This is a genomic window from Nocardia sp. NPDC057663 (genome assembly GCF_042799895.1).
Classification (GTDB): Bacteria; Actinomycetota; Actinomycetes; order Mycobacteriales; family Mycobacteriaceae; genus Nocardia.
The window spans coordinates 1-23,373 of record NZ_JBHVHX010000012.1 but is presented as its reverse complement, the minus strand read 5'-3'; the positions used below and the strand labels follow the sequence as shown (position 1 = coordinate 23,373).

The following is a 23,373-nucleotide window of genomic DNA, read 5'->3' as shown; positions in this document are numbered from 1 at the left end:
CATGACCGCAGTTATCGACCCCACCTGTGCCCTCGCCGCCGTGTCCGGCGCCGACCTGCAGGTTCCGCTCGTGCAGGGCGGGACCAGCACCTACGCCAACTTCGACTACGCGGCGAGCGCGCCCGCGTTGCGGCAGGTCACCGACCGGATCTCGCGGCTGCTGCCGTACTACGCCAGCGTGCACCGCGGCGCCGGCTACGCCTCGCGGATCTCCACCGAGTGCTACGAGGCCTCGCGCGGCGCGGTCGCCCGGTTCCTCGACGCGTGCGACGACCAGGTCGTCGTGTTCACCCGCAACACCACCGACTCGCTGAACCTGCTGGCAGGCTGCGTGCCCGGCGAGACCGTCGTGCTCGATATCGAGCATCACGCGAACTTCCTGCCGTGGACCGCGCACGGCCGTCGCGTCGTGCAGGCCGCCGACACCGTCGAGGAGACGATCCGGCGGGTCGTCGCCGAACTGTGCAGCAAGCCGGCCGCGTTGCTCGCGGTGACCGGGGCGTCCAATGTCACCGGTGAGGTGCTGCCGCTGGAGCGGCTGGCGACCATCGCCCACCTGTGTGGCGCGCGCATCCTCGTGGACGCCGCGCAGCTGGCCCCGCATCGCCGGATCTCCCTGCGCGAGACCGGAATCGACTATCTCGCCTTCTCCGGGCACAAGCTGTACGCGCCGTTCGGCGCCGGTGTGCTGGTCGGCAAGCGGGACTGGCTCGACGCGGGCGAACCGTACCTGGCCGGTGGTGGTGCGGTGCGCAATGTCGATGTGGGGCAGGTCGAGTGGGCCGCGGCGCCGCAGCGGCACGAGGCGGGCTCGCCGAATGTGCTGGGCGCGGCCGCCATCGCCGCCGCCTGTGACGCGCTGGCCGCCATCGACCCCGCCGAACTCGTTGCCCACGAACGCTTCCTGGCCGACCGTCTGCGCGACGGTTTGTGCGCGATCCCCGGCGTCGACCTGGTCCGCATCTGGTCCGACAGTCCCGACTGTGTCGGCATCGTCGCCTTCACCGTCGCCGGCTACGCCCCCGGCCAGGTGGCCGCCTACCTCTCCGCCGAACACGCCATCGGCATCCGCGACGGCCGCTTCTGCGCCCACCCCCTCCTCGCCCGCCTCGGCCTCGACGCCGCCCTCCGCGCCAGCATCGGCCTCGGCACCACCGCCGCCGACGTCGACCGCCTGATCACCGCCGTCGCCACCCTCGTCACCGCCGGCCCCACCTGGAACTACGCCACCACCGAAGGCCTCTGGAACCCCACCCCCGAAACCCGCCCCCTCACCGCCGATTCCCCAGCAGGCGCCGCCCCCTGCCTGATCGGCTGAATCCCTCCCGAGTCGAGTATTGCGGCCCCGCCGTCCCGCCCGATCAGGTGTCGAGGGCGGTGGGGCGGTGGTATTTGCCGTTGTAGTACAGGAGGGGGGCGGCGGTAGGGGTTTCGTTGGTCTCGTCGTGGACTCGGGTTACCAGGCCGACGGCGAGGGTGTGGTCGCCGATGTCGATGAGTTGGTGGAGGGTGGTGCGGAGCCAGATGGGGGTGCCGTGCAGGACTGGTTCGCCGGTGTCGAGGGTGGTCCACAGGGAGCGGTCGGTGAAGCGGTCGGCGGCGGTGCGGGAGAAGCGGTGGGCGAGGTGGTGCTGGTGCTCGCCGAGGAAGTGGATGACCACCGAGTCGGCGGCGCGCAGGGCGTCGATGCTCGACGAGGTGTGGGCGATGTTGAACGACACCAGGGGCGGTTCCAGGGAGAGGGAGGCGAACGACGTCGCGGTGAAGCCGACCGGGCCGTGCTCGGCGCCGATCGTCACCACGGTGACCCCTGCCGGGTAGTGCCGCATCGATGCCCGGTACTGCTCGGCGGTGATCCCGCTCAGATCGTCGGGGACCACCAGTTCGGCCGGAGTACGTCGCACTTCACTCACCGCCCCAAACTACGCCCGCACCGGAGCCCCGCCCAGGGTCCGGTCGGCCCGCTCGACGCACATCACGCCCGGTGGACCTCAGTCGACCTCGATCGGCAGGCCTGCGGTGATGCGGACCAGTTCGCGGAAGTTGGTGCGGAACACCGTGTTCGGGTGGCCGCCCGCGGCCCAGACCTCGGGGTGCGCGGCGAGGGCGGTGTCGACCCAGGTGGGGAGGTTGGTCGGGTGGCCGACGGGCGCGGTGCCGTCGATCGGCTGACCGGTGATCCGCTCGACCAGGGCGGTGGGGGCCGGGATCAGGGTGCCTTCCAGGCGTTTGCCGGTGCGGGTCAGGTCGACCTGGTGATGGCCCGCGACCAGGATCAGGACGGGGTCGTTGTCGAGGAGGAAGACCTGGGAGGTGGTGATCGCGGTGGGGTGGGCGCCCATGGCGCGAGCGGCATCGGCCGCGGTGGGGGCGGGCGTCTCGGGGGAAACGATGACGCCGTGATGCCCGCGGGCGATGAGGGTATCGGCGACGCGGCATGCGACCGCCGGAAGAGACGACCTGCGCATGAGATCCAGAGTAGGTCGATTGCGGGAAATATGCCGGGGGAGCGCCATTTTGGGGTTGACCCCAGGGGCCGCGCACGTCCCTGGCCGCGCGCCAATAGACTCGCCACATGACTGATTGGCAGGCTTTTACCGTCGAGATCGCCGACCACGTTGCCCAGGTCACGCTGACCGGGCCGGGTAAGGGCAATGCGATGGGACCCGATTTCTGGCGCGAGCTGCCGGAGATCTTCCGCGAGCTCGACGCCGACCCGCAGGTCCGGGCGGTGGTGCTCACCGGCGCGGGCAAGCACTTCTCGTTCGGGCTCGACCTCGCGGCGATGGGCGGCATGCTCGCGCCCGTGCTGGCCGACGACGCGAAGGCTGCGCCGCGCACCGAGTTCCTCAAGGTGGTGCGCGGCATGCAGGCCTCGGTGACCGCGGTCGCCGAGTGCACCAAGCCGGTGATCGCGGCCGTGTCCGGCTGGTGCATCGGTGGTGGCCTGGATCTGATCGCCGCCGCCGATATCCGCCTGGCCAGCGAAGACGCCCAGTTCAGCCTGCGTGAGGCGAAGGTGGCGATCGTCGCCGACATCGGTTCGCTGCAGCGTCTGCCCGGCATCATCGGCGAGGGCAACCTGCGCGAGCTGGCCTTCACCGCCAAGGACATCGACGCGGCCCGCGCCGAGCGGATGGGCCTGGTCAACGAGGTGTTCGCCGATCAGGAGGCCGTGGTCGCCGCCGCGCACGCGATGGCCCGCGAGATCGCCGACAACCCGCCGCTGGTGGTGCAGGGCATCAAGGACGTGCTCGAGCAGCGGACCGCCCCCGCGGTGGCCGAGGGCCTGCGCTACGTGTCGACGTGGAACGCGGCGTTCCTGCCGTCGAAGGACCTCACCGAGGCGATCACGGCGGTGTTCCAGAAGCGCGCGCCCGAGTTCAAGGGCGAGTAAAGACAGTTCAAACGGTTGCCCCGGCGACCGTTCTCTCTACATACTTGCATCACACAACTAATTGATTGATGCAAGTAAAGGTGAAACCACAGTGAGTGAGAACGAGCCCGCGATCGACTCGATCGCGCTCCAGCTCGTCCGGCTGCACCGCCTGCGCGACCGGGCATTGGCCCAGATCAAGGACCGTTCCGGCATCGACCCGGCGGGCTTCGTCGTGCTGTTCCGGCTGGTCTGCGACGGGCCGATGCGTTCGGGGGCCCTCGCCGAGGCGGTGCACTCGGACGCGTCGACGGTGAGCAGGCAGGTCGCGCAGCTGGTGGAGCGGGGACTGGTGGTGCGCGCCGCCGATCCCGACGACGGCCGCGCCACCGTCCTCCAGGTGACCGACTACGGCCGCGAGACCGCCGAACGGATCCGGACCCGCCGCCGGGAGTCCGTCGCCATCGTCACCGAGAACTGGTCGGGCGCCGACCGCGCGACGTTCGCCGCGCTGCTGGCGCGGTTCGTCGAGGACTACGACGCGGCCCGCCCGACCCTGCTGACCCGCCCGCCCGCACTGAGCTCTACCGCGATGGAGAACGATTCGTGACGACAACCGCGGCCCCGGTGGAATCACCCGCCGGTTTCACCCACCGCCAGATCCTGACCATCCTGTCCGGCCTCATGCTCGGCATGCTGCTGGCCTCGCTCGATCAGACGATCGTGTCGACCTCCATCCGCACCATCGCCGACGACCTGCACGGCTATTCGCTGCAGGCCTGGGCGACGACGGCCTACCTCATCACCGCCACGATCAGCACCCCGCTCTACGGCAAGCTCTCGGACATGTTCGGCCGCAAGCCGTTCTTCCTCACCGCGATCGGGCTGTTCATCATCGGCTCGCTGCTGTGCACGCTGGCGACCTCGATGTACCAGCTGGCGGCCTTCCGCGCGTTCCAGGGCCTGGGCGCGGGCGGCTTGATGTCGCTGGCGCTGGCCATCATGGGCGACATCATCGGCCCGCGGGAACGCGCCCGCTACCAGGGCTATTTCCTTGCCGTGTTCGGTATTTCGAGCGTGCTCGGACCGGTGCTGGGCGGCCTGCTCGCCGGGCAGGACACCATTCTCGGCATCACCGGGTGGCGCTGGGTGTTCCTGGTGAACGTGCCGCTCGGCCTGCTCGCGCTGGTCGTGGTGACCAGGGTGCTGCACCTGCCGCGCAAGCCGCACGCCACCCATCGCATCGACTACGCCGGTGCGGTCGTCCTCGCGGTCGGGTTGGTGCCGCTGCTGATCGTCGCCGAGCAGGGGCGTGAATGGGGTTGGAGCAGTACCGGATCGGTGCTCTGCTACGTCATCGGAGCGCTCGGCCTCGCGGGATTCGTCGTGGTCGAGAAGTTCATGGGCGATGCCGCGCTGATCCCGCTGCGCATCTTCTCGAACGGGACTTTCGCGCTGGGCGTGGTGATCTCGTTCGTCGTCGGCGCCGCGATGTTCGGCGGCATGCTGCTGCTGCCGCAGTACCTGCAGGTCGTGCGGGGCGCGGGCCCCACCGAGGCGGGCCTGCAGATGCTGCCGATGGTGCTCGGGCTGATGATCGGTTCGATCGTGTCGGGCCGGTTGATCTCGAAAACCGGTCACTACCGGGTGTTCCCGGTGATCGGCGCGAGCACGCTGACCCTCGGGCTGTTCCTGCTGCACCTGCTCGACGCCGACAGTCCGCTGTGGCTGGCGATGATCTTCATGGCGCTGACCGGCTTCGGCCTCGGCAACCTGATGCAGCCGCTGACGCTGGCGCTACAGAACGCGCTGCCGCCCAAGGACATGGGCGTGTCCACCGCGTCGGCGACCTTCTTCCGGCAGATCGGCGGCACCCTCGGCGCCGCGGTCTTCCTGTCGATCCTGTTCTCGCTGCTCACGCCGAACATCACCGAGCAGCTGCAGCAGTCGGCCGCCGACCCCGCCTATCAGCAGGCCGTGGTCGCGGGCGCGCAGAGCGCGAACCCGGCCGACGCGGCACTGGCCAAAGGCCTGCTGGCGCACGACACGTCGGCCGCAGGCGAGGTGCTGCAGGACAGCTCGATCATCCAGCAGCTGGATCCGGCACTGGCCAAGCCGTTCCAGGTCGGTTTCGCCGACTCGATGTCGACGGTGTTCCTGGTGGGCACCGCGGTGGCGCTGCTCGCGCTGATCCTGGTGCTGTTCTGGAAGGAGGTCCCGCTGCGGATGCAGGGCGGAATCCAGGCGGCGGGGGACGCGAAAGCCGCCGAAGGGGCCGCCGTGCCCCCGGTGTGATCGGGTGCGCCGCATCGACAGTGGCGGCAGTGCGACGTGACGTCGCGCTGCCGCCACTGTCGGCTCTGTGCCGAATTCCAGGGTGGGGAAGGTGAAGTGCCCATGGTGGGGGCGAAAGTCCCCCTAGGGGTGGCTGTTTCGACATCGATGCGCCCATAGCGTTCACAACGTCGAACACGAGCACAGAGGAGCACACGACATGCGCATCAAATCCACCATCGCCGCCGGACTGCTGGCCGTCGCGACCGTCGCCGGGGTGTCGACGGTCGCTGCGGGCAACGCCGCCGCCGGTCCGGTCGGCACGTATTACGGCACCTACGCCACCCTGACCGCCTGTCGCGCCGACGGCGAGTCGTCCTACACCGGCGGCTACTACTGGGAGTGCACCGAGAACTGGGACGGCTGGGATCTCTACATCTGGTACTGATTCACGCCCAGCCCTTGCCGGGCAACGAGAACGGGAAGCCCGAACCTGATTCGGACTTCCCGTTTTTCGTGCACCGTCAGCTCAGTGGCCGGATTCCTTCAGGCGGGCGAAGGACTCCTCGATGATCTTCTCGGCCTCGGCGCGGTCCAGCCACTCCGAACCCTGGACGAACTTGCCCGGCTCGAGGTCCTTGTAGCGCTCGAAGAAGTGCTTGATCGCGGACAGCTCGAACTCCGAGACGTCGGCCAGGTCCTGGATGTGATCCCAGCGGGGGTCGCCCGCGGGCACACACAGCACCTTGTCGTCGCCGCCTGCCTCGTCGGTCATGCGGTACACGCCGACCGGGCGGGCCTCGACGATGACGCCGGGGAACACCGACTCGGGCAGCAGCACCAGCGCGTCCAGCGGATCGCCGTCCTCGCCGAGGGTGTTCTCGATGAAGCCGTAGTCGGCCGGGTAGCCCATGGAGGTGTATAGGTACCGGTCGAGCTTGACCCGGCCGCTCTCGTGATCGACCTCGTACTTGTTCCGAGAACCCTTGGGGATCTCGATGGTGACGTCGAACTCCACGCCATCTCCTTGTTCGTTCGAGTGCAGTCTGCCGACTCGCCAGATCGTTCTGGGGAACCGTTGCGCAACGAGGATAGTGTGGTGTGCTGGAACACCGGTGCGGCAGGCGGCTCAGCGCGCAGTCGAGGCGTGTCGGGCGAGACAGTCGAGGATCGGTGAGGCGTTGATGTCAGGGTTCGAGATTCCGGTCGGCCGGGTGGCCTGATGGATCAGCGCGGAACGGGTCATCCGCCCTATGGCAACGAAGCACCGACGGTCGTGATCGATCGAAGCGCCGACAAGACGGGATCGCGGGGTGGGCGATCGTCGCTGTGGATCTGGCTGTCCGCGGTGGTTGTCGCGATGCTGGTGATCGCGGGTGGGTTCGCGGTGATCGCGAAACCGTGGACACCGGAGTTCCGGCACGGGGGGCTGACCGTCGCCGAGCCGCCGCGGGGCGAGGCGCCCGCCGCGCGGGTGACGCCGACCAGGTCGGACGCGCCCGCGCCGACGGTGGCCGGGATCGCCGCGGCGCTGGCGCCCGTGGTCGGCAGCCCCGATCTTGGTGCTTTCGCCGGGCAGGTCACCGATCCGACCAGCGGGGCCGTGCTGTGGAGCCAGGATCCCGCCAAGGCGATGATTCCGTCCTCGACGGCCAAGGTCATGCTGGTCGCAGCCGCGCTGCTCACGCTGCCCGACGATCAGCGGGTGCCGACCAAGGTCGTCGCGGGTGCGCCGGGAGAGCTGGTGCTCGTCGCGGGCGGCGATCCGACGCTGACCACCAGGGCCGACGGCGGCTACTACACCGATGGCGCCCGGATCGCGGATCTGGCCGCGCAGGTCAAGGCCGCCGGCAGGCAGGTGAACGCGATCGTCGTCGATACCTCGGCCTACACCGGGCCGACCATGGCCTCGGGCTGGGACCCGATCGACATCCCGGAGGGCTCGATCACCCCGATCGAACCGATCATGCTCGACGGCGGCCGGTTCGATCCGTCGGCCGACTACTCGCCGCGCACCTCCACTCCCGCGCTGGAAGCCGGGCGGGCGCTGGCCGCCGAACTCGGCGTCGACCCCGCCGCCGTGCGGGTCGGTCCGGCCGCGCAGAGCGGCGCCGAGCTCGCCAGGGTGGAATCGGCGCCGCTGCGAGTTCGCCTGCACGACATGATGATCCACTCCGACAATGTGCTCGCCGAGACGATCGGGCGGGAACTGGCGGTGGCGACCGGGCACGAAGCCTCCTTCGCCGGTGCGGTCGCGGCCACGACCGCGGCGCTGACCAGCGCGGGATTCGACGTCGCCGGGCTGCATCTGGCCGACAACAGCGGGCTCTCGGTCGACGACCGGGTGCCGCCGCGGCTGCTCGACTCGATCATCGCGACCGCGGCCAAGCCGACCGGCGAATCTACGGTGGTGCCGGCGGGCACCCAGGCCAGGCCCGAAAGCGACCCGCGCGCAGCGGCTCTCGCACCGCTGCTGGACGACCTGCCGGTCGCGGGCGGCACAGGGACGCTGGCGCCGCGCTTCGTCACCCAGAACCGGGCGGGCGCGGGCTGGGTGCGCGCCAAGACCGGAACTCTGAGCGTCGCCAGCGCGTTGGTCGGGTATGTGCTCGACCGTGACGGCCGGGTGCTGACCTTCGCGCTGATGTCCAACGACCGACTGCCGGAGGTCAGCAGGCCCGCGCTCGACGCGGTGGCGGGCACCCTGCGCAACTGCGGATGCTCCTGAGAGCGGGTGGCGATGACCGACGACAAGACCGGGACGACCTCCGGATTCAGTGGCGCCGTGGACTGGCGGCTCGCCGCGCGCACCGGCGCTGTGCTGGCGCCCGCCGGGCCGCGCACCTCCCGGCAGACCGCCGAACAGGTCGTCGCCGAGCTCGCCGCCGCCTCGGTGCGGGCCGAGGGGCCGGTGCGTGAGGTCAGCGGACTGCTCGACGACCGGCCGGTGCCCGAGGCCAGGATCGTCGACCGGCCCGGCTGGATCTCCGCCGCCGCCGACTCGATGGCCGTGCTCACCGGCACCGACATCACCACCCCGGTCGGCAGATTCGTCGGGAAGCCCGCCGGGCTGCAGGCCGGGACCATGCTGGCGTTCCTGTCCACCGCGATCCTCGGCCAATACGACCCGTTCACCGGCGAAGACGGCACCCTGCTGCTGGTCGCGCCCAATATCCTCAGCGTCGAGCGGGCGCTCGGCGTCGACCCGTCCGACTTCCGGCTGTGGGTCTGCCTGCACGAGGTGACCCACCGGGTGCAGTTCTCCTCGGCGCCGTGGCTGGCCGACTACATGCGCACCAATGTCGACCTCCTCAGCGTGGTCGGCGAGGAGCCGATGAGCGAGATGCTCAGCAGGCTGATCGCCGAGGTGCGGTCCCGGCGCAACGGCGACACCGCCGACGACCCCAACAGCCGCGGGGTCGTCGGCCTGCTGCGCGCCGCCCAGGCCCCACCGCAGCGCGAGGCCCTCGACCGGCTGCTCATGCTCGGCACCCTGCTGGAAGGACACGCCGATCACGTGATGGACGCCGTCGGACCCACGGTGGTGCCGACCGTCGCCGACATCCGCGCTGCCTTCGACCAGCGCAGGAAGAAGCCGACCAATCCGATCCAGCGGTTGCTGCGCGCACTGCTCGGGGTGGACGCGAAGGTCGCGCAGTATGTGCGGGGGAAGAAGTTCGTCGATGCGGTCGTCGAGCGGGTCGGGGTGACGGAGTTCAACGCGGTGTGGACCGACGCGGAAACCCTGCCGAGACTCGACGAAGTAGACGACCCGGAACGCTGGATCAACCGAGTGCTCTGACCGCCTCTCCGCGTATTCAGGCCAGACCTGCCTGCCGCTCAGGTGGCATTGGCGGCCGGCGGTGATCGGGGTGGGTGAGTTTGTCCGTGCCCGGTGAGTTACCCATGTGCTCGCGGTGGTCAGTTGTTCTGGGGTGCTGAGTAGCCTGCAGATATGAGAATGCGGCTGCCGGAGACGTCGGCTGTGCTGGCTGTGCGGCGGGGTGTGCGGGAGTGGGTTGCGGCGCGGGGTGGGCGGATGCCGGTTGTGGTGGGGTTGTCGGGGGGAGCTGATTCGCTGGCCTTGGTTGCTGCTGCTGTCGTCGAGGCGGGGGACGTGACGGCGGTCGTGGTGGATCACCGGTTGCAGGACGGGTCGGGGGAGGTGGCCGCGCGGGCGGCTGAGCAGGCGCTCGGATTGGGCTGTGTGGAAGCTCAGGTGCTGCCGGTTGAGGTCGGGCGGGACGGCGGGATCGAGGCGGCGGCGCGGGTGGCCAGGTATGCGGCGCTGGAATCTGCGCGTGCGGGCAGGCCGGTGTTGCTCGGGCACACTCTCGATGATCAGGCCGAGACCGTGTTGCTCGGGCTGGCTCGGGGGTCGGGTGGGCGGTCTATTCACGGGATGTCGGCGTGGAATCCGCCGTGGGGGCGGCCGTTGCTCGGTGTCCGGCGGGCGGAGACGGTGCGGATGTGTGCCGATCTCGGTATCGAACCATGGGCGGACCCGCACAATCTCGATCCCGCGTACACCCGGGTGCGGGTGCGCACCGAAGTGCTGCCGCTGCTCGAGGACGTGCTCGGGGGCGGCGTGGCTCAGGCGCTGGCGCGGACGGCGGATCAACTGCGGGCCGACGGCGAGGTGCTCGACGTGCTCACCGCCGACTTGCTGCGTGCGGCGAGCGCGGGCGACGGTGGCGCCGGCGACAGTGATCGACCGGCACTGTCGATCGAGATCCTGGCCACTGCGGCCCCGGCGCTGCGGCGCAGAACGATCAGGGCCTGGCTCGCCGAGCAGGGCGTGAGCGGCTTGCTGAACGCCCATTTACAAGCGATCGACGACCTGGTGAGCAACTGGCGCGGGCAGGGTGGAGTCGCGGTGGCGGGCGGCGGGAGGGACCACAGGTTGGTCGTGGCGCGCGAGCATGGCACGCTGACGGTACGCGTGCAGCCGCGAAACGATGCCACATGACCACCGAAGGGACACCCACTTCCGTGTACGGAGACGACATCGCATCGGTGCTGATCACCGAAGACCAGATCAAGGCCAAGATCGAAGAGCTGGCCGAGCTCGTCGCCAAGCGGTACCCGCCCGATGCGCCCGAAGGCGACCTCCTGCTGATCGGTGTCCTCAAGGGCGCGATCTTCTTCATGACCGACTTCGCCAGGGCGCTACCGATCCCGACCCAGCTCGAGTTCATGGCCGTGTCCTCCTACGGCTCGTCCACCTCGTCCTCGGGCGTCGTGCGCATCATGAAGGACCTGGACAAGGACATCGCCGGCCGCAATGTGCTGATCGTCGAGGACATCATCGACTCCGGTCTGACCCTGTCCTGGCTGCTGCGCAACCTGGCCACCCGCAACCCTGCCTCGCTGGAAGTGGTGACGCTGCTGCGCAAGCCCGACGCGCTGCGCACCCCCGTCGAGGTCGCGCACGTCGGTTTCGACATCCCGAACGAATTCGTCGTCGGTTACGGCCTCGACTACGCCGAGCGCTACCGCGACCTGCCCTACATCGGCACCCTCGACCCGAAGGTCTACTCCTGACCCGGTGCTCGCGTTCCGGTCACGCGCAGTAGTGCCCGGATATCGGATTCGATGATCCGGAACACGATGTAGGAGAAGACGAAACCGATCAGCCCGCCCACGCAGATCGTGCGGAGCGGGGTGAGCGTCGTCAGCAGGTCCGCGACCGGCAGAAACGTCGCGCTGGCGACCACGAGCAGCGGGATGGACGCCGCGACCACCAGGTAGCGGCGGCACCGGGTGGCCAGCCGGGTCAGCGACTTACCGTCGCTGCGGAAGTCCTGGCCGTGGTGCAGGAACATCGGGTAGACGCAGCGCACCAGGTACAGGGTGATCAGGAAGAACGGGTACGTCATGGCGATGGCGGCGCAGATCGCCGACACCAGCAGCAGGTGCAGTGCCGTGCGCGCGGGCAGACCGTGGTCCGCCACCCCGATGGTGATCGCGTAGATCACCCCGGCCGCCATCCACAGCACGAACACCACCGCGACGGCTCGGTGGCCGAGTCGCAGACAGTCCTGGCGGGCTCGGTCGAGGGTCTCTGGATCGCAGCGCTGACCGGTGCGTAGCCGGTGTGGAATGGTCAGCAGTCTTCGACCCAGGTAGATCAGCGTCGCCCCGCCCGAAGAGAAGAAGATCAGGTTGGTGATGTCGGCGACGGCGCGCTGGGTGGCGAAGGTGCCGGGGTCGAGTCTGCTGTGGATCAGTGCCGTGTTGAGCTGACGCTGGTAGTAGGCGGCCAGCACGTTCGGAATCGCGATCGACAGCGCCAGCACCGTAAACGCGTACGGCTGCAATCGGATTCGCCAACTGCGCGGTGGTGGGTCGGTGAGGTCGCGGGCGTGCTCGTCCAGGCACAGGTCCAATTGCGCGGCCAGCATCGCGCCGTCGGCCCACCGGTCGGCGCGGTCGGCGGCCAGGCACGTCAGCAGTACCCGTTGCAAGGCGGCCGGGCAGTCGGCGGGCACCTGGCCGACATCCACGCCCGCGTTGCGGCGGTCCAGGGCCGCGTCCAGTGCGAGCTCAGGGTGCAGGTCGTCGTCGGGCACGGTGGTGTCGTCGAACGGTTTCGCGCCGGTCAGCAGCTCCCACAGCATGACGCCGAGCGAGTAGATGTCGGCGCGGGTGTCGAGATCGGCGGCGCTGCGATCGCGGCCCGGATGGCAGGCTTCGAGCTGTTCCGGGGACATGTACGCCAGCGAGCCGCCGAAGTACGACACCGGATTGGTGCCCGCCGAACGGCTGAAGCTGATGTTGAAGTCGGCGAGCTTGGGCACGCCCTCGGCGGTGAGCAGGACATTGGCCGGCTTCACATCACGATGCAGCACGCCGTGGCCCGCCGCGTGATGCAGCGCGGCAGCCAGCCTGGCGCCCAGCCACGCGACGGTTTCCGGCCAGCTCAGGCCGGCGATCTCGGCGCGCATCGCCGAGTCGGTCGGGCGGATCTCGCCCTTCTCCTTCATGGCCGCGTCGACGGCATCGAGGAGCAGGCTGCTGGTGCGCTCCTCAGGCGGCGTCGCGCGGACCCAGCGCAGCACATCGAGCAGCGTCCCGCCGGGCAGGAACTGCATGTACAGCATCCGCAACCGGGGCGAGCCGTCGGCGGGCGTATCGAGCACCTGCTGGTCGAAGACGCGCACGATGTAGTCGTGGTCGAGCTGGGCCAGGGTCTGTGGCTCGCTGCCGCTGTCGGCGGAGATCTTGACCGCGACCAGGCGCTGCATCGACCGCTGCCGGGCCAGGAAAACGCGGGCGAACGCGCCAGAGCCGAGCTCGGTGAGCAGCTCGAAATCACCGATTCGCGTGCCGACCTCGATCCGGTCGAGCCCACGGCGATCGGTCGGGTGCGCGGCGGCGGTACGGCCGGGTGCCGGCCTGGTCACCTCGGTGGTGCGTGTGGAGCTCACATCGGTGGTACGGCTGCGGGCGGCCGCGGGGTTCATCGGGTCAGCTGACGACCCGATCCAGCGCGGCCAGGTCGGCTTCGAGGGCGCGGAACAGCAGGTAGGAGCCGACGAAGGCGACGATGCCGCCGACACAGAGGACCCGGACGGCGAGGATCACCTCGGGGATGTCGACGGGGGGCAGGAAGGTCACGCCCGCCACCGCGAGCAGGGGCACCGACGCGGCGACCGCCAGGTACCAGGTGCTGCGGCGGCTCAGGCCGCGCAGCCAGGCGCTGTCGTCGGCACTGATCTCGCCGTGGCGCAGGAAGATCGGATAGATGCAGCGGACCATGTAGAAGGTGACGAGGAAGAACGGGTAGGCGGCCGCGATCGCGCCGCAGACCAGCAGCGATGCGAAGAAGTGGATGACGGCGCGGGCGGGGACGTCGCCGGCGGCCAGGTGCAGGGAGATCGGGAAGGTAATGCTCGACAAGGCCCAGAGCGAGCTCGTGACGATCACCGCTCGGTCGCCGACTCGCAGGGTGTCGTGTCTGGTGCGGCGCAGCGTCGCCGGATCGTAGCGCTTGCCGTGGCGCATGCCGCGGGGGACCGAGAGCACGAACCTCGCCAGATAGATGAGCGTCGCCGCGCCGATCGGGAAGAACACCAGGTTCACCCCGGTGGTGATCACCACGAACGATTGCTGCGCGGTTTCGCTGAGCCTGCTCACGATCAGCGTCTCGTTGTGCACGATGTTGTACCAGGAGGCGAGGGCGTTCGGGATACCGATGGCCAGCCACATCGCCAGCAACGGGAACCGGCGCAGCTGCAGCCGCCAGCTCTTCGGCGGCGGGTCGGTCAGGTCGCGGGCACGCTCGTCCAGGCACAGGTCGAACTGCTTGGCCAGCACCGCGCCGTCGGGCCAGCGGCGCGCCCGGTCGGGTTCGAGGCAGGTCAGCAGGACCCGGCGCAGCGCGGACGGGCAGTTCGCGGGCACCCGGTCGAGCGCGGCGGGGTCGACGCCGGAGGTGCGCCGTTCCAGCATCGCCTCGAGGGTGGTCTCGTCGCCGCTGCCTGCGGCCTCGGCGGTGCTGTCGTCGAACGGCTTCGCGCCGGTCAGCAGCTCCCACAGGACGACGCCGAGCGAATAGATGTCGGCGCGGGTGTCGAGGTCGGCGGCGGTGCGGCCGAGACCGGGATGGCAGGCCTCGAGCTGCTCGGGGGACATGTACGACAGCGAGCCACCGAAATACGCCACCGGACTGGTCCCGGCGACGGTGCGGCTGAAGCTGATGTTGAAGTCGGCCAGCTTGGGCACGCCCTCCGCGGTCAGCAGGACGTTCGCCGGTTTCACATCGCGATGCAGTACGCCGTGTGCGGCCGCGTAGTCGAGCGCCTCGGCGAGCCGCCTGCCCAGCCACGCGACGGTCTCCGGCCAGGTCAGCGCGGCCAGTTCGGCGCGCACGCTCGAATCGGTCGGGCGGATCTCGCCCTTCTCCTCCATGGCCGCGTCCACCGCGTCGAGCAGCAGTTGGCCGCTGCGCTCGTCGGGCGGGGTCGCGCGCACCCAGCGCAGGAGTCCGAGCAGGGTGCCGCCGGGCAGGAACTGCATGTAGAGCAGGCGCAGGCGGCGGGCGCCCGACGGCGCGGTGTCGGTGTCGGTGTCGAGCAATTGCTGATCGAAGACCCGCACGATGTAGTCGTGGTCGAGCTGGGCCAGGGTCTGCGGTTCGGTGCCGCGGTCAGCCGAGATCTTCACCGCGACCAAACGCTGCATCGAGGTCTGCCTGGCCAGGAAGACCCGCGCGAACGCGCCGGTACCGAGCCCGGTCAGCAGCTCGAAATCGCCGATGCGCTGACCGATTTCGATCCGGTCCAGTGGCTCGAACGCGCCCGGCGACGACGCGGCGGCGGTCGCCGCCGAGGTCGCTGTCGCCGCCGCTGTCGCGGTGAGGTCGAGCCCGGGCTTGGTCACCTGGGTAGTACGAGTCGGGTCGGGTGGTTGGTTCACCGTCGGATCGGGGTCGTCGGCGCGATGGGTGCTCTGCTCGAGCTCGTCGGCGTTGAGCAGCGCGCGCAGGCTCGGCGCCTGATCCGGGTATTCGCGCAGGCAGTCGCGGGGGTCGACGCGTTCACCGCTGTGCCTGCGGATCACGAACTCCTCGAACACCAGCCCGGGCGGCAGCGTCGCCGGATCGAGCTCGGGGAACTCGGCGCAGTAGTGGGCGAGGCGCTTGCGGGTGACATCGGCGCCGGTGTGCCGCAGCCAGCGATTGCGCAGATCGATGCGGATCAGCTCATGCAGCGCCTGCCTGCGCAGGGTGCGCGCATCGGGCAGGAATTCGGCGATATCGGGCGGCTGCCCGGCCGTGGAACCCCATGCCTGGGTGAACGCGTCGACCATGTCGCCGCGCACGTTTGTCCACTGTCCGGCGCTCGCGTCGGGCAGTTCACCGCTTCCGGTCTTATCGATCATCAACCGACCTAAGGTTCGCGCGGGCCGGAGCGAAATTCCTTCCGCCACACCCGACACCATCGGCCCCCGAGCCGTACCCGAATGATAACTTGCGCCTCGAGAGCAGATCACCCGAATTTCGAGACCATGCGACGGGGGCGAATCCGCACATGCACGATGACCTCACAGCGGTAGCATGGGAGTCCGTCGACGACGACGGCGTGACGGACGCTGAGGTGGCGATGAACGCTTCGCACCCACCCGCCGACGAATACCCCATCGGCGGCCCGGCGGCGGCGCTGGCCGCCCGGGTACGCGCGGGCACAATCGCGCCCCTCGACGTGGTGAACGAGGCGCTGACCAGGATTTCCTCGGAGAATCGCAAGATCAATGCGTTCACTGTCGTGCGCGCCGAACAGGCCCGCGCCGAGGCGCTGGAGCTGGCCGCCCGCGACGATCTGGACGAGCTGCCGCTGGCCGGCGTGCCGGTGGCGGTGAAGCAGAACATCGCGGTCGCCGGTGTGCCGATCCGGGCGGGGTCGGCGGCCAGTTCGACCGAGCCGGAGCCCGAGGATCATCCGGTGGTGGCCAGGCTGCGCGCGGCGGGCGCGATCGTCGTCGGGGTGACGGCGATGCCCGAACTCGGCCTGTGGGCCACGACCGACGAGGACGGGACCGTCACGCGCAACCCGCGCGATGTCGGCCGGACCTGCGGTGGCTCCTCGGGTGGCGCGGCCGCCGCGGTCGCCGCGGGGCTGGTGCCGATCGCGCACGGCAACGACGGGCTCGGCTCGATCCGGGTGCCCGCCGCGGCCTGCGGCGTCTTCGGGATCAAGCCGGGCCGCCAGGTGGTGCCCGCGGGCATCGGCGTCGATTCCTGGGCAGGCATGGCCGAGAACGGCGTGCTCGCGACGACGGTGTCGGACGCGGCGCTGGCGTTGTCGGTGCTGGCGGGACGTTCCGATCTGGCCGAGCTACGCGCACCGCAGCGACTACGCATCGGACTTGCCGTGGCTCCGCCGTCGCGACTCGTCCGGGTGGATCGGCACTGGACGGCGGCAGCGCGCACGGCGGGTGCGCGTGCGGCGGCGGCCGGGCACCTGGTGGAGCCGGTCGAACTGCCCTACGGCGACACGGCGCTGGCGATGGCGCTGCGCTGGCCCAGCGCCGGCCTCGCCGACGCCGCGGTGCTACCGCACCCCGACCTGCTGCAACGCCGCACCAAGCGGCACCTCGCGGTGGGCAGGCTGATCCGGCGGCTGCGCTTGGTGCGGCCGAACCAGGTCGACCGGATCGAGGCCGGACTGGTCGACTTCTTCGAGAACTTCGACGTGGTGATCACGCCCACGCTCGCGGCACCGCCGCCCAAGGCCAAACAGTGGAGCGGGCGCGGCTGGACCGCGAATGTGCTCGTCTCGGCGCACTACGCGCCGTTCACCGGTGTCTGGAATCTGGTCGGCTGGCCCGCCGCGTCGGTGCCGATGGGCACCCATCCCGAGGCGCACACCCCCCTCGCGGCGCAGCTGGCCGGTCCACCGGGCAGCGAGGCCACCTTGCTCGGCCTCGCCGCCCAACTGGAGCTGACGAACTAGACCGCGATCGGGGTCTGCACCTGCTGCGGCTCGGAGAAACCGCCGTCGACGGCGCGACCGGCGAATTCCAGGATGGTCGGCCGGGTGTCGTCGGCGCGCCAGGCCACCGCCAGCTCACACGGGGTGAGACCGGCGACCGGGCGCGCGGTCAGGCCGGGCCAGCGGTACATCGGCACGTTGTTCTCGGCGAGCAAGCACACGCCGAGGCCCAGGCTCACGGCCTCGAGCTTGTCTTCGGGGGTGGCGGCTTCGGCGCCGATCTTGGCGGCCCGGCCGCCGCGGGCGTCGTTGCCGAGCCAGAAGTCGCGGACCGCGCCCGCTTCGGTCGGCAGGGCGATGAACGGCTCGTCGAGCAGATCGGCGAATTCGATCGTCTCCTGCTCGGCCAGCGGGTGGGTCTCGGGCAGCAGCACCCAGCGCGGCTCGGTACGCAGCACCTGCCAGCGGTAGCGGTTGGGGTCGGGCAGTGGCAGCCACACCAGGGCCAGGTCGGCCTGACGGCCTGCCAGGCCACTGGACGGGTCGTTCCAGGAGGCGGCGTGCAGGGCGAGGCGGTGGCCGCTGGCGCTCTCCAGGTCGTTGAGCAGGCCGCGGCCGAGCGCGGACTGGATACCGACGCGCAGCACTTCGCCGGCTTCCTGCAGGGAGACGTTGGTCACCTCCCACAGCTCCAGGATCTTGCGTGCGCCTTCGAGCAGTTCCTTACCGGCGACGGTGAGGGCGACACTGCGCTGGTTGCGGTCGAACAGGACCACGTCGAGCTGGCGTTCGAGCTGGCGGATCTGGCGTGACAACGTCGGCTGAGCGATATGCAGCCGCTGGGCGGCGTTGGTGAAATGCAGTTCCTCAGCGACGGCGACGAAATACCGCAGATCGCGCAAATGCGGGTCCATAGCACCTTGCTATCAGAATCGGTCGGGAAAATCCAGCCAAAACGGGCAAGGAAGTTCGCGGAGGTGGATCAAAACAGTCACCAGGTTGGTAATGCACAGCATATGGCCTGACATGGTGTGCTGCACCATTGAGGCGTCACTTTGTGTGCGATCACCGGGCGCTGAGCGGCGGACAGGTGGCTGCTGGGCGGTTGACCAGCGGAAATGCGTCCGGTTTCACACGATCAGGCGCGGTGTGGCGCGCGTCCCGGCGACGCGGACGAGCAATGAAACAGACCGTTGACCACGGTCGTGCCGGAAACCCTGCGCCACAGTGAGTTTCGTCACAAATAGGTTTCGGTGTGTGGAATCCGGCCGCGGCGAGCCATGCGCGCGCAGCCGGATTCCGGATGTTCAGCTCTCGCGAGCGCGTTGCTCGTAGGCGCGCCGCGCCGAACTGTCGACATCACCGAGGAAGGCCGTGCGCGACCCCAGCGCCCGGCCGAGACCGTCACCGACGGCCTCGGGCAGCAGGTTCACGAACCGGGACAGATAGCCCGCGAACGCCGACACCCGCACCTTCGAGCGCGGCGATCCGATCAACCCCTCGATCGCCGCGGCGATCTGCTCCGGTTCGGCCGGCTGCACCAACCAGTTGGTCTTCACCCCGGCGCCGAGCTCGGTCTTCGTCAGCGTCGGCAACACCGCCGAGAACCGCACGCCCGACCCGCGATACTCCTCACGCAGGGTGTCGGTGAAGCCGAGCACCGCGTGCTTGCTGGCGTTGTAGGTCGCCAGCCCGGGGATGTGCGTCTCGCCGGCCAGTGAGGCGATGTTGATGACGTGCCCGCGCCCGCGCGGCAGCATCCGGGCCAGACCGAGCTTGGAACCGAGAATCACGCCGTAGACGTTGATCTCGAGAATCCGGCGGGTCACCCGGTCGGGCTCGTCGACCACCAGGCCGGTCGGCATGATGCCCGCGTTGTTGATCAGCACATCGATCGGGCCGACGGTGCGTTCGACCTCGTCGAGGAAGGCCTCGAACGAGACCGGGTCGGTGACGTCGAGCGCGCCCGACAGCGCGAAATCGCCTGCCGCTTTCACCGCTGCCTCGTCGATGTCGCCGATCGCCACCCGTGCGCCGTGCTCCTGCAGCCGCAGGGCCGTCGCGAGTCCGATGCCGCGGGCGCCGCCGGTGATCACGACGACGAGGTCGCGGACCGCCGTGCTCATTTGCCGCCCTTGAGCCGCCACACCGACGGGAGGTCGATGCGGCGGATGCCGCGCGCACCGGCGGCCCGCATCGCGGCCACCGCGACGACGAGCTTGTTCATGTCGTACGGGTACCAGAACAGCTCTTTGCTCATGGTCGGAATCTTCGGCTTGGTCATCGCCTGCACGCGGCAGTACTTCCGCAGGCCCGACGCCCCGCCCCAGCGCGCGCCGACACCGGACAGGCCCCAGCCGCCCATCGGCATCGCCGGGTTGAACAGGTTGGCGAACACGTCATTGATGTTGACCGCGCCCGCGTCCAGCTGCCTGGCCACGCGTTCGCCGCGCGCCTTGTCCCCGGTCCACACCGACGCCGACAGGCCGTAGATCGAATCGTTGGCCAGCCGGATCGCCTCGGCCTCGTCGGCCACCTTCATCACCGGCAGCGTCGGCCCGAAGGTCTCCTCGGCGACGCACGACATCGAATGGTCGACGTCGACGAGCACGGTCGGCTCGAAGAAGGTGCCGACGCCGGTGCGCTTGCCGCCGGTGGTCGCCCGCGCGCCCGCCGCGATCGCCTCGTCGACGTGGCGCTGCACGATTCGCACCTGGTTCTCGTTGGCCAGCGCGCCCACATCGTTCTTCGATTCCCGACCGTCCTCGCCCTGGCGCAGGGCGGCGACGGCAGCGGTCAGCTTGGTGACGAACTCGTCGTAGACCGGCGCTTCGACGTAGACCCGTTCGACCGAGATGCAGACCTGCCCGGCATTGAACATGCCGCCGAAGGCGATGCCGTGCGCGGCGCGGTCGATGTCGGCGTCGGCCAGCACGATCGCCGGGTCCTTGCCGCCGAGCTCGAGGCTGTAGGGCACCATCCGCTCCGCGCAGGCGGCGGCGATCTTGCGGCCGGTCGCGGTGGAGCCGGTGAACTGGATGTAGTCGGCGTTCTCGACGACGGCGGCGCCGGTCGCCCCCGCACCGGTGACCACCTTGAACACCGGCGGCGCGCCGATCTCGGCCCAGCCGCGGGCCAGCTCGACCGCCGACAGCGGCGTCACCTCCGACGGCTTGAGAATCACCGCCGCGCCGGCGGCCAGCGCGGGGAACACATCGATCGCGGGCATCGCGAGCGGGAAGTTCCACGGCGTGATCACGCCGACCACGGGGTACGGGCGGTAGGCGACGGTCAGCGACTTCACCCGCGCGAGCGGGCTGTGCGGGGAGGGATGCTCGTCGGCGAGGAACTTGCCCGCCCGGCGCGCGTAGTAGCCGAGGAGGTCGACGGCGAAGGCCGGGTCGATGAGCGCGTCGACGCGCGGCTTGGCGGTCTCCGACTGCAGGACCGCGGCCAGGTGCTCGGTGTTGTCGATCAGCCAGTCCTGCATCGTCAGCAGCCACTTCTTGCGGCCCTCGGGGCCGATCGCCTCCCATTCGGGCTGGAAGAGGCGCAGTTCCCGGACCGCGGCCGCCACCTCGTCCGGCGCCACGATCGGCACCGAGCCGGTCTGTTCGCCGGTCGCTGGATTGTGCACCGCGATCACCTGGGCTTCGGCCGCGGCGGTCTGGTCGAGTTCGGTCACTGTCGTGCTCCCCACTGCGTTGTGTGATTCAGTTCACCAACTATCAGCCTGGCACAATGAGGGCACGGATTCTTGGCCGTTCCCGTCAACGAAATCGGATTTTCTGGTGTCTGGAGAACAAATCGGCGAGCAGGTGCGCGGCTGGATCGCCGAGTTCGTGCTCGAACTGCTGCGCACGCAGACGATGGAACGTGTCGTCGCGCGCCTCGACGCGGCCGTGCTCGCCGGTTCACCGGAACTCGACGAGCCCGACCTGCGCCGAGACCTGGCCGCCAGCACCCGCGCGCACGCCAGGGTGGTGCTCGGCGGACTCGCCACCGACACCGACGATCTTGCGCTCCCCGAGGAAGCGCACGTCCTGGCCAGAACCATCGCCCGCCGCGGCCTCGACGTGCGGGTGCTGCTGCGCGCCTACCGGACGGGCCTGGCCGAGGCACTCGCGGTGATGACCGAGACCGTCGGCGAAGGCCGGATGCCGCCGGAGCTCGAGCGGGCGGTCCTGCTACGGATGTTCGAGCGGTCGACGACCTGGATGGGACTGTCGGTCGAAGCCCTCACCGGCACCTTCATGGCCGAACGCGAACGGGTCCTGCGCGACGCGCTCAACACCCGTACCGAACTGGTGCGCGCGCTGCTGGCGGGCACAGCGGTCGACGTGGACCAGGCCTCGATCGGCCTCGGTTACCGGCTCTCGCAACGTCATCTGGCGTTTCTGCTGTGGACCGGTGACGCGGGCGGCGAGGAACCGGGCAGCCCGCTCGACCGCGCCGCGGCCAGGATCGCGGCGACGCTCGGGGCGACCGGTCTGCTCACCGTCGCCGCCAGCGCGAGCGGGCTGTGGGCCTGGGCGGCCATCGACGACGACGCCGAGATCGTCGAGCGGATCGCGCGCTGCGAGGTGGCGGCGCCGGTGCGGGTGGCGTTCGGGCTGCCGGGCACGCACGTCGACGGGTTCGTGGCCAGTCACCGGGAGGCGGTGGCCGCGCGGCGGGTCGCCGAGCGCGGCAGCCGGGCCGTCACCAGCTATCGCGAGGTCGAGATCGCTTACCTGGCCGGTGTCGACACGGCCGCGATGCGCGGGCTGATCGCGCGCGAGCTGCGTGGGCTGACGGGCATCGACCCCGTCGCGACCCGGCTACGCGCGACCCTGCACGCCTATCTGCGTGCGCAGCGCAGCCCGGAGGAAGCGGCGCGCATACTGGGCGTGCACAAGAACACGGTGCGGTACCGGATCCACCGCGTGGAGGAAATCCTCGGACATCCGGTGTCCGAGCGAGCACTGGCGCTGGAGATAGCGCTGGATTGCGTCGCCGCCTACGGCATTTCCTGAACCGCGCCGTCCCTGGCCGCGATCCGGCGCAGCGGGGGTTCGGTGGGCGGCGGAACCCGTCGGTCGGGAAGCTCGGCGAGCAGCGTCGTCGTCGCCGCGGCGATAGCGGCGACGGCCTTGTCGACCGCGGGCTTGGTGGTGCTGCTCAGCCCGGAGATGCCGCCGACTTTGCGCACATATTGCAAGGCGGCAGCGTAGATCTCCTGCTCGGTGGCGGCAGGCTCCAGACCACGCAAGACGGTGATATTTCTACACATGTCAGAACAATAGACCTGTGTGGCAGATCACTGCAGGCCAAGAAAGCAGATTCGCTCCTCGGCCCCGGAAGGCACCCGCCGCACTAGACTCGGCCGCATGCCTGCCAGGGGAGTACCAGCGCTGACCACCTTTCCCTACCCGGAACTGGACGAGCGCGAGGAAGACCACTGGTCCGGCGCCGGTGTGAGCGACGATGAACTTCGCGCGCTCGCGCTCGGCGCCTTCTACTCCACCCGCTGGGACGCCTTCCACGACGCGATGTTGCTCGGCCCCGAGCGCGAGCACCCGCTCGGTGATCGCCGCGAACTCGCCATCGACACCCTCACCGGCGCGTGGGGCATCACCGACGGCACCGAGGCGCGCGCATCGATGGAACAGCTCCTCGAAGGCATGCACGCCCCCCTTTACGCCCTGGTGCATCCGCTGGTGATGGCCTCGATCAATGCCAGCGAACGCGACCGCTTCGGTGAACGCGCCGACCGGCACCGCGCCTTCCTCCGCCAGGTCGGTTCCTTCCGCGGCATGGACAACCCCGAGGCGCTGGTCCGCGACTACGACATCTGGGCCCAGGCCATCAAGATCGGTTTCACCGACCACCTGGCCCGACCGCTGCCCAACGACATCCACGCCTGGGACCTGGCCCGCGTCGTCGCGGTCGCCAGGATGGCGTTCACCGCCGGCTACATCGACGCCGACGTGGCGTGGGAGTACGCGATGCGGGCGCTGGCTCCCGCGCAGCGCCGCTACCGCAACTGGCGCCAGTTCGGCGACGCCTACCTCGCCGGCTGGACCTACTGGCAGGCCACCGAGGACCTCGCCGAACTGAAGAACGGCGGCGTCGACCGCCGGATGGAACTGCTACGGCTATGGACCCGCCCGACCAGCCCGTGGCGCCGGATCGAGCTGAACGAGCCCGAGCAGAAGACCGAAGCCGAGTAGTTGGAGCGCTGGCGCGCTCGAGTTCGCGGCCCCTTGTGTCCCGCCGGTCAGGCACCGTTGCTTGCTCCTTCGTCGC

The 23,373-nt window shown here is 69.8% G+C and carries 21 protein-coding genes; 12 read left to right on the top strand and 9 right to left on the bottom strand.

The genetic code is table 11. The features are described 5' to 3' along the window. Position 1: 1 nt before the first annotated feature. A complete protein-coding gene (locus ACFVAV_RS23230; protein WP_379037228.1) occupies positions 2-1,318 on the top strand; it encodes an aminotransferase class V-fold PLP-dependent enzyme in 1,317 nt (438 codons plus the stop codon). Between the two features lie 43 nt (positions 1,319-1,361). On the opposite strand, the gene ACFVAV_RS23225 is transcribed toward ACFVAV_RS23230, so the two are convergent. Further along, complete coding sequence (locus tag ACFVAV_RS23225) at positions 1,362-1,829, bottom strand: flavin reductase family protein (protein ID WP_379037376.1); 468 nt, start codon at positions 1,827-1,829, stop codon at positions 1,362-1,364. A gap of 162 nt (positions 1,830-1,991) precedes the next feature. Next, positions 1,992-2,468, bottom strand: a complete 477-nt coding sequence (locus ACFVAV_RS23220) for a YbaK/EbsC family protein (protein WP_379037227.1) — start codon at positions 2,466-2,468, stop codon at positions 1,992-1,994. A 107-nt stretch (positions 2,469-2,575) separates the two neighbouring features. Between ACFVAV_RS23220 and ACFVAV_RS23215 the strand changes: the two genes are divergently transcribed. From ACFVAV_RS23215 to ACFVAV_RS23200, 4 genes are all read left to right on the top strand, one after another. Next, complete coding sequence (locus ACFVAV_RS23215; protein ID WP_379037226.1) at positions 2,576-3,397, top strand: crotonase/enoyl-CoA hydratase family protein; 822 nt, start codon at positions 2,576-2,578, stop codon at positions 3,395-3,397. Between the two features lie 91 nt (positions 3,398-3,488). After that, positions 3,489-3,986 (top strand): MarR family winged helix-turn-helix transcriptional regulator, encoded by a 498-nt coding sequence (locus ACFVAV_RS23210; RefSeq protein WP_379037225.1) that lies wholly within the window; start codon positions 3,489-3,491, stop codon positions 3,984-3,986. Next, entirely contained in the window at positions 3,983-5,671 is a 1,689-nt protein-coding gene (locus ACFVAV_RS23205) for an MDR family MFS transporter (RefSeq protein WP_379037224.1), read from the top strand. The genes ACFVAV_RS23210 and ACFVAV_RS23205 overlap by 4 nt, the downstream gene beginning before the upstream one ends. 199 nt (positions 5,672-5,870) lie before the next feature. Beyond that, complete coding sequence (locus ACFVAV_RS23200; protein ID WP_379037223.1) at positions 5,871-6,098, top strand: hypothetical protein; 228 nt, start codon at positions 5,871-5,873, stop codon at positions 6,096-6,098. A gap of 81 nt (positions 6,099-6,179) precedes the next feature. On the opposite strand, the gene ACFVAV_RS23195 is transcribed toward ACFVAV_RS23200, so the two are convergent. Beyond that, positions 6,180-6,668 (bottom strand): inorganic diphosphatase, encoded by a 489-nt coding sequence (locus ACFVAV_RS23195; protein WP_379037222.1) that lies wholly within the window; start codon positions 6,666-6,668, stop codon positions 6,180-6,182. A gap of 342 nt (positions 6,669-7,010) precedes the next feature. Here ACFVAV_RS23195 and ACFVAV_RS23190 point away from each other — a divergent pair, with 342 nt between their 5' ends. From ACFVAV_RS23190 to hpt, 4 genes are all read left to right on the top strand, one after another. Further along, positions 7,011-8,378, top strand: a complete 1,368-nt coding sequence (locus ACFVAV_RS23190; RefSeq protein WP_379037375.1) for a D-alanyl-D-alanine carboxypeptidase/D-alanyl-D-alanine-endopeptidase — start codon at positions 7,011-7,013, stop codon at positions 8,376-8,378. A 12-nt stretch (positions 8,379-8,390) separates the two neighbouring features. Beyond that, positions 8,391-9,452, top strand: coding sequence for a zinc-dependent metalloprotease (locus ACFVAV_RS23185; protein ID WP_379037220.1), 1,062 nt, complete (start codon positions 8,391-8,393; stop codon positions 9,450-9,452). 159 nt (positions 9,453-9,611) lie between these two features. Next, complete coding sequence (gene tilS, locus ACFVAV_RS23180; protein ID WP_379037374.1) at positions 9,612-10,619, top strand: tRNA lysidine(34) synthetase TilS; 1,008 nt, start codon at positions 9,612-9,614, stop codon at positions 10,617-10,619. Between the two features lie 23 nt (positions 10,620-10,642). Next, positions 10,643-11,194, top strand: a complete 552-nt coding sequence (hpt, locus tag ACFVAV_RS23175; RefSeq protein WP_110041409.1) for a hypoxanthine phosphoribosyltransferase — start codon at positions 10,643-10,645, stop codon at positions 11,192-11,194. Here hpt and ACFVAV_RS23170 read toward each other — a convergent pair. Together ACFVAV_RS23170 and ACFVAV_RS23165 are read right to left on the bottom strand one after the other, a co-directional pair. Continuing rightward, positions 11,185-13,116 carry a serine/threonine-protein kinase gene (locus tag ACFVAV_RS23170; protein WP_379037218.1) on the bottom strand — a complete coding sequence of 644 codons (1,932 nt, stop codon included), beginning with the start codon at positions 13,114-13,116 and terminating at the stop codon, positions 11,185-11,187. The genes hpt and ACFVAV_RS23170 overlap by 10 nt on opposite strands. A gap of 4 nt (positions 13,117-13,120) precedes the next feature. After that, entirely contained in the window at positions 13,121-15,535 is a 2,415-nt protein-coding gene (locus tag ACFVAV_RS23165) for a serine/threonine-protein kinase (RefSeq protein WP_379037217.1), read from the bottom strand. 221 nt (positions 15,536-15,756) lie between these two features. On the opposite strand from ACFVAV_RS23165, the gene ACFVAV_RS23160 reads away from it, so the two are divergent. Beyond that, entirely contained in the window at positions 15,757-17,106 is a 1,350-nt protein-coding gene (locus ACFVAV_RS23160) for an amidase (protein WP_379037215.1), read from the top strand. Here the strand turns inward: ACFVAV_RS23160 and ACFVAV_RS23155 are convergent. From ACFVAV_RS23155 to ACFVAV_RS23145, 3 genes are all read right to left on the bottom strand, one after another. After that, positions 17,103-17,999 (bottom strand): LysR family transcriptional regulator, encoded by an 897-nt coding sequence (locus ACFVAV_RS23155; RefSeq protein WP_379037214.1) that lies wholly within the window; start codon positions 17,997-17,999, stop codon positions 17,103-17,105. The genes ACFVAV_RS23160 and ACFVAV_RS23155 overlap by 4 nt on opposite strands. A 393-nt stretch (positions 18,000-18,392) precedes the next feature. Further along, positions 18,393-19,211, bottom strand: coding sequence for an SDR family oxidoreductase (locus ACFVAV_RS23150; protein WP_379037212.1), 819 nt, complete (start codon positions 19,209-19,211; stop codon positions 18,393-18,395). Continuing rightward, positions 19,208-20,770 (bottom strand): aldehyde dehydrogenase family protein, encoded by a 1,563-nt coding sequence (locus tag ACFVAV_RS23145; protein ID WP_379037211.1) that lies wholly within the window; start codon positions 20,768-20,770, stop codon positions 19,208-19,210. The genes ACFVAV_RS23150 and ACFVAV_RS23145 overlap by 4 nt, the downstream gene beginning before the upstream one ends. Positions 20,771-20,876: 106 nt before the next feature. Between ACFVAV_RS23145 and ACFVAV_RS23140 the strand changes: the two genes are divergently transcribed. Continuing rightward, positions 20,877-22,100 carry a PucR family transcriptional regulator gene (locus ACFVAV_RS23140; protein ID WP_379037210.1) on the top strand — a complete coding sequence of 408 codons (1,224 nt, stop codon included), beginning with the start codon at positions 20,877-20,879 and terminating at the stop codon, positions 22,098-22,100. Here ACFVAV_RS23140 and ACFVAV_RS23135 read toward each other — a convergent pair. Continuing rightward, positions 22,085-22,357, bottom strand: a complete 273-nt coding sequence (locus ACFVAV_RS23135; protein WP_379037209.1) for a DUF2277 domain-containing protein — start codon at positions 22,355-22,357, stop codon at positions 22,085-22,087. The genes ACFVAV_RS23140 and ACFVAV_RS23135 overlap by 16 nt on opposite strands. A gap of 97 nt (positions 22,358-22,454) precedes the next feature. Between ACFVAV_RS23135 and ACFVAV_RS23130 the strand changes: the two genes are divergently transcribed. Beyond that, positions 22,455-23,297 (top strand): DUF1266 domain-containing protein, encoded by an 843-nt coding sequence (locus tag ACFVAV_RS23130; RefSeq protein ID WP_379037207.1) that lies wholly within the window; start codon positions 22,455-22,457, stop codon positions 23,295-23,297. Positions 23,298-23,373 lie beyond the last annotated feature (76 nt).

Bases quoted from the DNA above. Each gene is read 5' to 3' on its own strand.
- ACFVAV_RS23185 (WP_379037220.1), top strand. From the start codon at position 8,391: ATGACCGACGACAAGACCGGGACGACCTCCGGATTCAGTGGCGCCGTG.
- ACFVAV_RS23230 (WP_379037228.1), top strand. From the start codon at position 2: ATGACCGCAGTTATCGACCCCACCTGTGCCCTCGCCGCCGTGTCCGGC.
- ACFVAV_RS23220 (WP_379037227.1), bottom strand. From the start codon at position 2,468: ATGCGCAGGTCGTCTCTTCCGGCGGTCGCATGCCGCGTCGCCGATACC.
- ACFVAV_RS23215 (WP_379037226.1), top strand. From the start codon at position 2,576: ATGACTGATTGGCAGGCTTTTACCGTCGAGATCGCCGACCACGTTGCC.
- ACFVAV_RS23165 (WP_379037217.1), bottom strand. From the start codon at position 15,535: ATGATCGATAAGACCGGAAGCGGTGAACTGCCCGACGCGAGCGCCGGA.
- tilS (WP_379037374.1), top strand. From the start codon at position 9,612: ATGCGGCTGCCGGAGACGTCGGCTGTGCTGGCTGTGCGGCGGGGTGTG.
- ACFVAV_RS23135 (WP_379037209.1), bottom strand. From the start codon at position 22,357: ATGTGTAGAAATATCACCGTCTTGCGTGGTCTGGAGCCTGCCGCCACC.
- ACFVAV_RS23160 (WP_379037215.1), top strand. From the start codon at position 15,757: ATGAACGCTTCGCACCCACCCGCCGACGAATACCCCATCGGCGGCCCG.
- ACFVAV_RS23190 (WP_379037375.1), top strand. From the start codon at position 7,011: ATGCTGGTGATCGCGGGTGGGTTCGCGGTGATCGCGAAACCGTGGACA.
- ACFVAV_RS23200 (WP_379037223.1), top strand. From the start codon at position 5,871: ATGCGCATCAAATCCACCATCGCCGCCGGACTGCTGGCCGTCGCGACC.
- ACFVAV_RS23150 (WP_379037212.1), bottom strand. From the start codon at position 19,211: ATGAGCACGGCGGTCCGCGACCTCGTCGTCGTGATCACCGGCGGCGCC.
- ACFVAV_RS23225 (WP_379037376.1), bottom strand. From the start codon at position 1,829: ATGCGGCACTACCCGGCAGGGGTCACCGTGGTGACGATCGGCGCCGAG.
- ACFVAV_RS23155 (WP_379037214.1), bottom strand. From the start codon at position 17,999: ATGGACCCGCATTTGCGCGATCTGCGGTATTTCGTCGCCGTCGCTGAG.
- ACFVAV_RS23130 (WP_379037207.1), top strand. From the start codon at position 22,455: ATGCCTGCCAGGGGAGTACCAGCGCTGACCACCTTTCCCTACCCGGAA.
- ACFVAV_RS23170 (WP_379037218.1), bottom strand. From the start codon at position 13,116: ATGAACCCCGCGGCCGCCCGCAGCCGTACCACCGATGTGAGCTCCACA.